This is a genomic window from Ottowia sp. (genome assembly GCF_035444425.1).
Classification (GTDB): domain Bacteria; phylum Pseudomonadota; class Gammaproteobacteria; order Burkholderiales; family Burkholderiaceae_C; genus Ottowia.
Window position 1 is genome coordinate 104876 of record NZ_DAOMOQ010000007.1, and the last position, 6679, is coordinate 111554.

A 6679-nucleotide genomic window follows, 5' to 3' on the forward strand; every position below is an offset into this window, starting at 1 on the left:
GCCGAATGAAGGAGCACCACCTCATGTCTGAACGCATCGATTACAAGAAGACCAGCCCACGGGCCTTTGCCGCCATGCTGGCGCTGGAGCAGGCCGTGCACGGTTTCGGGCTCGAACCCCTGCTGCTGGAACTGGTCAAGACCCGCGCCTCGCAGCTCAACGGCTGCGCGTTCTGCCTCGACATGCACACGCGCGATGCACTGGCGCAGGGCGAGACCGCGCAGCGCCTGTTGCTACTGCCGGCCTGGCGCGAGACCGGGCTGTACTCGGGGCGCGAACGCGCCGCGCTGGCCTGGACCGAGGCGCTGACGCTGGTGCACGACGACTACGTGCCGGATGCGGTGTACGAGCAGGCCAGCAGCGCCTTCACGCCGCAGGAACTGGTGGAGCTGTCGCTGGCGATCGTCGCCATCAACGGCTGGAACCGGCTGTCGGTGGCGTTCCGGATGCCCCTGCCGGAAGCGCAGGCGGGGCCGGCCTGAGTTCCGGCGCTGGCTGGCACTGGCCCGCCCTGGTCAGCTGATCTCGCGCGACCGGTGCGGAGCGCCGCGCGTCCGCGTCGCCGCTCGGTGTTTCAGAGCCCCAACTGGAGCAGCGCGCTCTCGCTCATGCGGTCGCGGCCCCAGGGCGGATCGAAGGTGAGGTCGACCTGGATGTAGCCGGCGCGCGGCAGCGCCTGCAGCTTCTCGCGCACCTCGTTGCTGATGCTCTCGCCCATGCCGCAGCCGGGCGCCGTCAGCGTCATCACGATGTGCACGGCGAAGCTGTCGTCCTCGTCCTCGCGCACGTCGCATTCGTAGACCAGGCCGAGCTGCACGATGTCGACCGGGATCTCCGGGTCGTAGCAGGTCGCCAGCGCCTTCCAGACCAGTTCCTCGAAATCGTCGCGCGTCAGCGCCGACGGATCCTCGATGTCGTAGCCGACCTCCACCGGTGGTGCCTGGCCGATGGCGTCGGCGTCCTCGCCCTTCAGGCGCACCAGGTTGCCCTCGGCGGCCAGGGTGAAGGTGCTGCCGAGCGCCTGCGTCAGCACCGCGATGGTGCCGGACGGCAGGGTCATCGGCATGCCGTCGGGAATGCGCTCGACCTCGACGTCGCGTTGCAGGATGACGTTGTCACGCATGTACATGATGTTCTCAAACCTCCTTGCTGGCGCCGGCCTGGTCGGCTTCGGCCAGCGCGTGCATCAGTGCGTGCCAGCCGAGCAGCGCGCACTTGATGCGGCTCGGGTAGCGGCGCACGCCGGCCAGGCTTTCCAGCTTGCCCAGGTGCGCCTCGCCCGGCTCGATCTCGCCGGTCAGCACACCGCGGAAGCGCGCGTGCAGGTCGCGCGCCACCGCCAGTTCATGGCCATGCAGGGCTTCGCTCATCATCGACGAGGAGGCGATGCAGATGGCGCAGCCATGGCCGGTGAAGCCAATGTCCTGCAGCACGCCGTCTTCGACCCGGACCTCGACCGCTACCGAGTCGCCGCACGAGGGGTTGGTGCCCTGTGCCTTCTGCGTCGGCTGCGCGAGGTGGCCGTAGTGGCGCGGCGAGCGCTTGTGCTCGAGCACCAGGTCCTGGTAGAGATCTTCGATCGGTTCGTTCATTGCATCCTGATCCTCAGGCTGGCGTATCCGGCGTCGGGGTAGACCGCGCGCGTCGGTGGATCGCCGGGCGGCAGTTCGATGCGCGTGGTGCGCAGCAGCAGTTCTTCCATCAGCAGGCGCAGCTCCAGCCGCGCCAGCGGCGCGCCGGGGCAGACATGGATGCCGGCGCCATACAGCAGGTTGCGCGAAGGGTCGCGGTCGATCCGGAATGCATCCGGCTCCTCGAAGGCGCGGGCGTCGCGGTTGGCGGCGACCCAGTTGATCGAGATGCGCTCGCCGGTGCCGAGCTGGCGCCCGCCGAGTTCCACCGGGGCGCGCGTGATGCGGCGATTGGCCACCAGCGGGCCGTCGATGCGCAGGATCTCGTCGATCGCCGGCGGCAGCAGCTCGGGCCGCTGGCGCAGTTGCTGCTGCCAGTCGGGATGCGCTGCCAGCCAATGCAGCAGGATGCCGACCGAGGCGGAGATGGTGCCGACCTCGCCCACGGTCCAGTTGCGCAGCACGCTGGCCAGCTCGCGCAGATCCAGCGGACGACCGTCGACGCTGGTGTGCATCAGCTCGGTGTTGATGTCCTGATCGTGCGGCGCGTCCTCGCGGGCCGTGCGCATGCGCTCGACGAAGGCCTCGAACTCGGCCGCGATGGTCGAGGTCAGCACGCGGTTGCCGGATCGCGTGGCGGCATGGCTGCGGCGCAGCCAGTTGAGCAGCTCGTCCTGCACCAGCGGCGGCCAGCCGAGAAAGGCGCACTGCACGCGCACCGCGAACGGCAGCGCGAATTCGTGGTTGATTTCGAGGTCGCGCAGCGCCAGCGCCTGGCCGACGGTATTGGCCACGACCTCGCAGCAGACCGGCTCGAACTGCTTCATGCGCTCGGGGCTGAAGAACGGATCGAGCGCGCGCCGGTAGGCCGTGTGCTGTGGCGGGTCGTAGCCGTTGGGCACCGCCGGGTGCTGCGATACCGCGCTGCCGAAGGTCTCGTGGTCCTGCAGCACGCGCATCACGTCGGCGTGGCGCAGCACCGACCAGTGCATGCTCTCGCTCCAGGCCACCGGGCAGCGCTCGCGCAGTTCGTCGAACGCCGCACGCTGATCCGCCTGCACCTGTGCCGAGCGCGGATCCCAATTGGGCCTGGGGGCTTGCGTCAACGCAGCACCTCCAGCGCATGGGTGACGCCGGCGATGAGCTGATCGACCTCATCGGGGGTGTTGTAGAGCGCGAACGAGGCGCGCGTGGTGGCGCCGACGCCGAAGTGGTCGATCAGCGGCTGCGCGCAGTGGTGGCCGGTGCGCACGGCGATGCCGCGCGCGTCCAGCAGGGTGCCGATGTCGTGCGGATGCACGTGGTCGGCGACGAAGGAGACGATGGCCGATTCGTGCGCGTGCGGCGCCAGCACGCGCAGTCCCTTGATGCCGGCGAGCCCTTGCACCGCCCGCTCGCGCAGCGCGCGCACGTGCAGGTCGATGGCGGGCAGGCCCTGGGCCAGCAGGAACTCGGCCGCGGCGGCGATGCCGACCGCGCCGCCGACGTTAGGCGTGCCGCCTTCCAGTCGCATCGGCACCTCGGCGAATTCCGCGTCGAACAGGCCGACCCGCTCGACCATGTCACCGCCGAAGCGCAGCGGCGTGAGGCGCGCCAGCGCGGCGCGGCGGCCGACCAGCGCGCCGGTGCCCATGGGGCCGTACATCTTGTGGCCCGAGAAAGCCATGAAGTCGGCGCCGATGGCCGCGAAGTCGAGCGTCTCGTGCGACACCGCCTGGGCGGCGTCGAGCACGGTGAGGGCGCCGGCCTCGCGCGCCAACTTGATCAGCTGCTCGTAGGGCGGCCGCTCACCGGTGGCGTTGGCGCAGGCGGTGGTGGCGAACACGCGCGTGCGATCGCTCAGCAGCGCCTGCAGGTCGGCAGCGTGCAGACGGCCGTCGGCATCGGGCCGCAGGATGCGCAGGGTGGCGCCACTGCGCTTGGCCACCTGCTGCCACAGAATCAGGTTGGCGTGGTGTTCCAGCCCGGTGCTGATGATCTCGTCGCCGGGCTGCAGCACGGCCGGGCGCTCGCAGGGCGTGGCCAGCCCCTGCGCCACCATGTTGAGTGCGTCGGTGGTGCCGGAGGTGAAGACCAGCTCGTGCTCGGGCGCGGTGGCGCCGACGAAGCGCTTGAGCATGGCGCGCGCCGCATCGAAATCGTCGGTGGCGCGCTGCGACAGCGTGTGCACGCCGCGGTGCACGTTGGCGCGGCGGTGCTGCTCGAAGTGGCGCATGGCATCCAGCACCGGCGTCGGCATCTGGGTGGTGGCGCCGTTGTCCAGGTAGACCAGTGCGTGACCGTTGATCTGCTGGTGCAGCACCGGGAACAGCGCGCGCAGTTCGGCCAGCTTGCCCTCGTTCCAGTCCGGGCGCTTACCCACGGCCGACCTCCGTCGACACGGTCTTCGGCGCCCCGGCGCCGTCGTCGAGCAGGCGTGCGATGGCACGCGACATGCGGTCGGGCGCGTCCAGCGACTCGATCAGCGCGTCGTCGCCGATGGTCTTGTTCAGCAGGTCGTTGGCCATGCCCTGCACGATCAGGCCGCGCGCCACGTTGCTGGCGATGCCGCGCTGCTGGGCGTAGAACAGCGCGTCCTCGGGCAGCGCGCCCCAGGTGGCGCCATGCACCGCCTGCACCTGGTCGTGCAGGATCTCCAGGTGCGGCCGCAGCACCAGCCGCGGTTCACCGTGCAGCGGCACGCCCCACAGGCGCTGGTGCACGTCGGCGTCGTCGCAGCCGGGGGCGATGTAGCTGTGCGCATTGAGCACCACGCGCGCCGCATCGCGCGCCAGTGCCAACGCCTGCACCTGACCGTAGCTGCGCGGCGCCAGGTGGCGTATGCGGTTCTGGAAGTCGAGCGAGGTGCCGGCATTCATGAACACGGCACCGGCGCAGGCGCTCGATTGCTCCTCGTCGAGATCCATCACCAGGCGCTGCAGGTGGTAGCGGCTGCCTTCGCCGATCAGTGCCTGGCGGTACTGCGCACCCTGCGCCAGCCGGACCTGCACGTGGTGGGCGATCTGGTCGTCGTCCTGCGGTTCGACCACGCGCAGATGCACCAGCGAGGCACCGGCGGCCAGGCGCACATGCAACTGCAGGTTCTGCACCAGCGGGCCGATGCCGGCCGGGTGCGGATGGGTCTCGACCAGCACCGCGCGCACGCCGGCGCCGACCTCGATCACCGCCAGTGGCGCCTCGACCGTCGCCTGCGGCTGGTATTGCAGCGTCAGCCAGGTGGCCTGGTCGGCCGCGCGGCCGTCGGCCTGTTCGAGTTGCAGGCGCAGTCCTTCGCGGCACAGGGCGCGATGCGCCCAGGCAAATGGTGCGGCGTCGTCGCGGCTGGCATCGTCGGGCAGCGGCAGGTCGGCGAACAGCTCGTGGCGCTGCGTCGCGTTGGCGGCGTCCAGGATGCGCGTGACGATGCGCGTGCTCGGCTGCGCCTGCGTCGGCTGCACGCTCCAGCCAGAGGCGGCGGCGGGTTGACCGGCAGCCTGCGCTTCGTCGCCCAGCCACAGCGCTGCCGGCGGCGGCGACAGGTGGCGGAACGCCTCGGTCTTGCGCGTGATCCAGCCGCTGCGCTCGAGCTGTTCGCGCGCGGCCTGCATGTCGGTGCGGGCCGCGCTCATGCCGCCACCCTGGCGGCCTGCGCCGCCTGCACGTAGCCTTGCGATGCCACGCGCCGCGCCAGCTCGATGTCGCCCAGTTCGCCGATGGCGCCGTCCTGCAGCCAGGCGACCTGGTCCGGCTGCAGCGCCTCGATCAGGCTCAGCTGGTGGCTGATGACAATGAAGCCGCAGCCGGCCTTGCGCTGCCGCTGCACCAGGTCGATCACGGCGCGCAGCCCGTCGACGTCCATGCCGGAGTCGATCTCGTCCAGGATCGCCAGCTGTGGCTCCAGCAGGGCCAGCTGCAGCAGCTCGTTGCGCTTGCGTTCGCCGCCCGAGAAGCCGTCGTTGACCGGCCGGCCCAGCATGGTGTCGGGCAGGCCCAGCGGCGCCGCGGCGCCGCGCGCACGCGACAGGAAGTCGAAGGCGTCGAGCGGCTTCTCGCCGCGCGCCTGGCGCACCGCGTTGAGCGCGGTGCGGATGAACAGGTTGGTCTTGACGCCGGGCACGTCGGGCGGCGACTGGTAGGACAGGAACACACCGGCGCGCGCGCGCTCCTCGGGCTCCATGGTCAGCAGGTCCTTGCCGTCCAGCGTGGCGCTGCCGCTGGTGACGGTGTAGCGCGGATGGCCGGCCAGCGTCATGCCGAGCGTGCTCTTGCCGCTGCCGTTGGCGCCCAGCAGCACCACCACCTGGCCGTGCGCGACGTCCAGCGACAGCGACTTCAGCACCGGGTGGCCGGCGACGTCGACGCTCAGGTTGCGCACCGTGAGCAGGGGATTGGCTTGATTGGTCATGTTCGGTTCCTTGGTTGGTGTTGCGTCGGGCTTCAGCCCACCGCGCCCTCGAGCGATACCGCCAGCAGCCCCTTGGCCTCCAGCGCGAATTCCATCGGCAACTCTTCCAGCACCGCCTGGCAGAAGCCGCCGACGATCAGCGCCGTGGCCTCCTCGGGCTCGATGCCGCGCTGCTGGCAGTAGAACAGCCGCTCTTCCGAGATGCGCGTGGTGGTGGCCTCGTGCTCGACCACGGCATCGGAGCGCGCGGTGTCGACGTAGGGGAAGGTGTGGGCGCCGCACTCGCCGCCGATCAGCAGCGAGTCGCACTGCGTGTGGTTGCGCGCGCCGCTGGCCGTCGGCGCCACGCGCACCAGGCCGCGGTAGCTGTTCTGCGACTTGCCGGCGCTGATGCCCTTGGAGATGATGCGGCTGGAGGTGTTCTTGCCCAGGTGGATCATCTTGGTGCCGGTGTCGGCCTGCTGGTGGTGGTGCGTCACCGCGACCGAGTAGAACTCGCCGCTGGAGTCGTCGCCGCGCAGCACCACGCTGGGGTATTTCCAGGTGATGGCCGAGCCGGTCTCGACCTGCGTCCACGAGATGCGCGAGCGCTTGCCGGCCGCCAGGCCCCGCTTGGTGACGAAGTTGTAGATGCCGCCGACGCCGTTCTCGTCGCCCGGGTACC

8 protein-coding genes are annotated in these 6679 nt (G+C 70.5%); 1 reads left to right on the top strand and 7 read right to left on the bottom strand.

Annotated elements, in window-relative coordinates:
* Positions 1–23: 23 nt before the first annotated feature.
* Positions 24–482: a carboxymuconolactone decarboxylase family protein gene (locus PK606_RS04890; protein ID WP_324561291.1), complete on the top strand. Its 459-nt coding sequence runs from the start codon at positions 24–26 to the stop codon at positions 480–482.
* A 92-nt stretch (positions 483–574) separates the two neighbouring features.
* Here PK606_RS04890 and sufT read toward each other — a convergent pair whose 3' ends face one another.
* The 7 genes from sufT to PK606_RS04925 form a co-directional block, all read right to left on the bottom strand.
* Entirely contained in the window at positions 575–1132 is a 558-nt protein-coding gene (gene sufT, locus PK606_RS04895) for a putative Fe-S cluster assembly protein SufT (protein WP_324561308.1), read from the bottom strand.
* 4 nt (positions 1133–1136) lie between these two features.
* The gene (gene sufU, locus PK606_RS04900) at positions 1137–1592 is read right to left on the bottom strand and encodes a Fe-S cluster assembly sulfur transfer protein SufU (protein ID WP_324561293.1); all 456 of its coding nucleotides are present in this window, start codon (positions 1590–1592) and stop codon (positions 1137–1139) included.
* Positions 1589–2737: a cytochrome P450 gene (locus tag PK606_RS04905; RefSeq protein ID WP_324561294.1), complete on the bottom strand. Its 1149-nt coding sequence runs from the start codon at positions 2735–2737 to the stop codon at positions 1589–1591. Before PK606_RS04905 ends, sufU begins: the two co-directional genes overlap by 4 nt.
* The gene (locus PK606_RS04910; RefSeq protein WP_324561296.1) at positions 2734–3993 is read right to left on the bottom strand and encodes an aminotransferase class V-fold PLP-dependent enzyme; all 1260 of its coding nucleotides are present in this window, start codon (positions 3991–3993) and stop codon (positions 2734–2736) included. Before PK606_RS04910 ends, PK606_RS04905 begins: the two co-directional genes overlap by 4 nt.
* Entirely contained in the window at positions 3986–5239 is a 1254-nt protein-coding gene (locus tag PK606_RS04915; RefSeq protein ID WP_324561298.1) for a SufD family Fe-S cluster assembly protein, read from the bottom strand. Before PK606_RS04915 ends, PK606_RS04910 begins: the two co-directional genes overlap by 8 nt.
* Complete coding sequence (sufC, locus tag PK606_RS04920; RefSeq protein ID WP_324561300.1) at positions 5236–6015, bottom strand: Fe-S cluster assembly ATPase SufC; 780 nt, start codon at positions 6013–6015, stop codon at positions 5236–5238. The genes PK606_RS04915 and sufC overlap by 4 nt, the downstream gene beginning before the upstream one ends.
* 32 nt (positions 6016–6047) lie before the next feature.
* On the bottom strand, positions 6048–6679 hold a 632-nt coding region (locus tag PK606_RS04925), incomplete at its 5' end, for a SufD family Fe-S cluster assembly protein (RefSeq protein WP_324561302.1).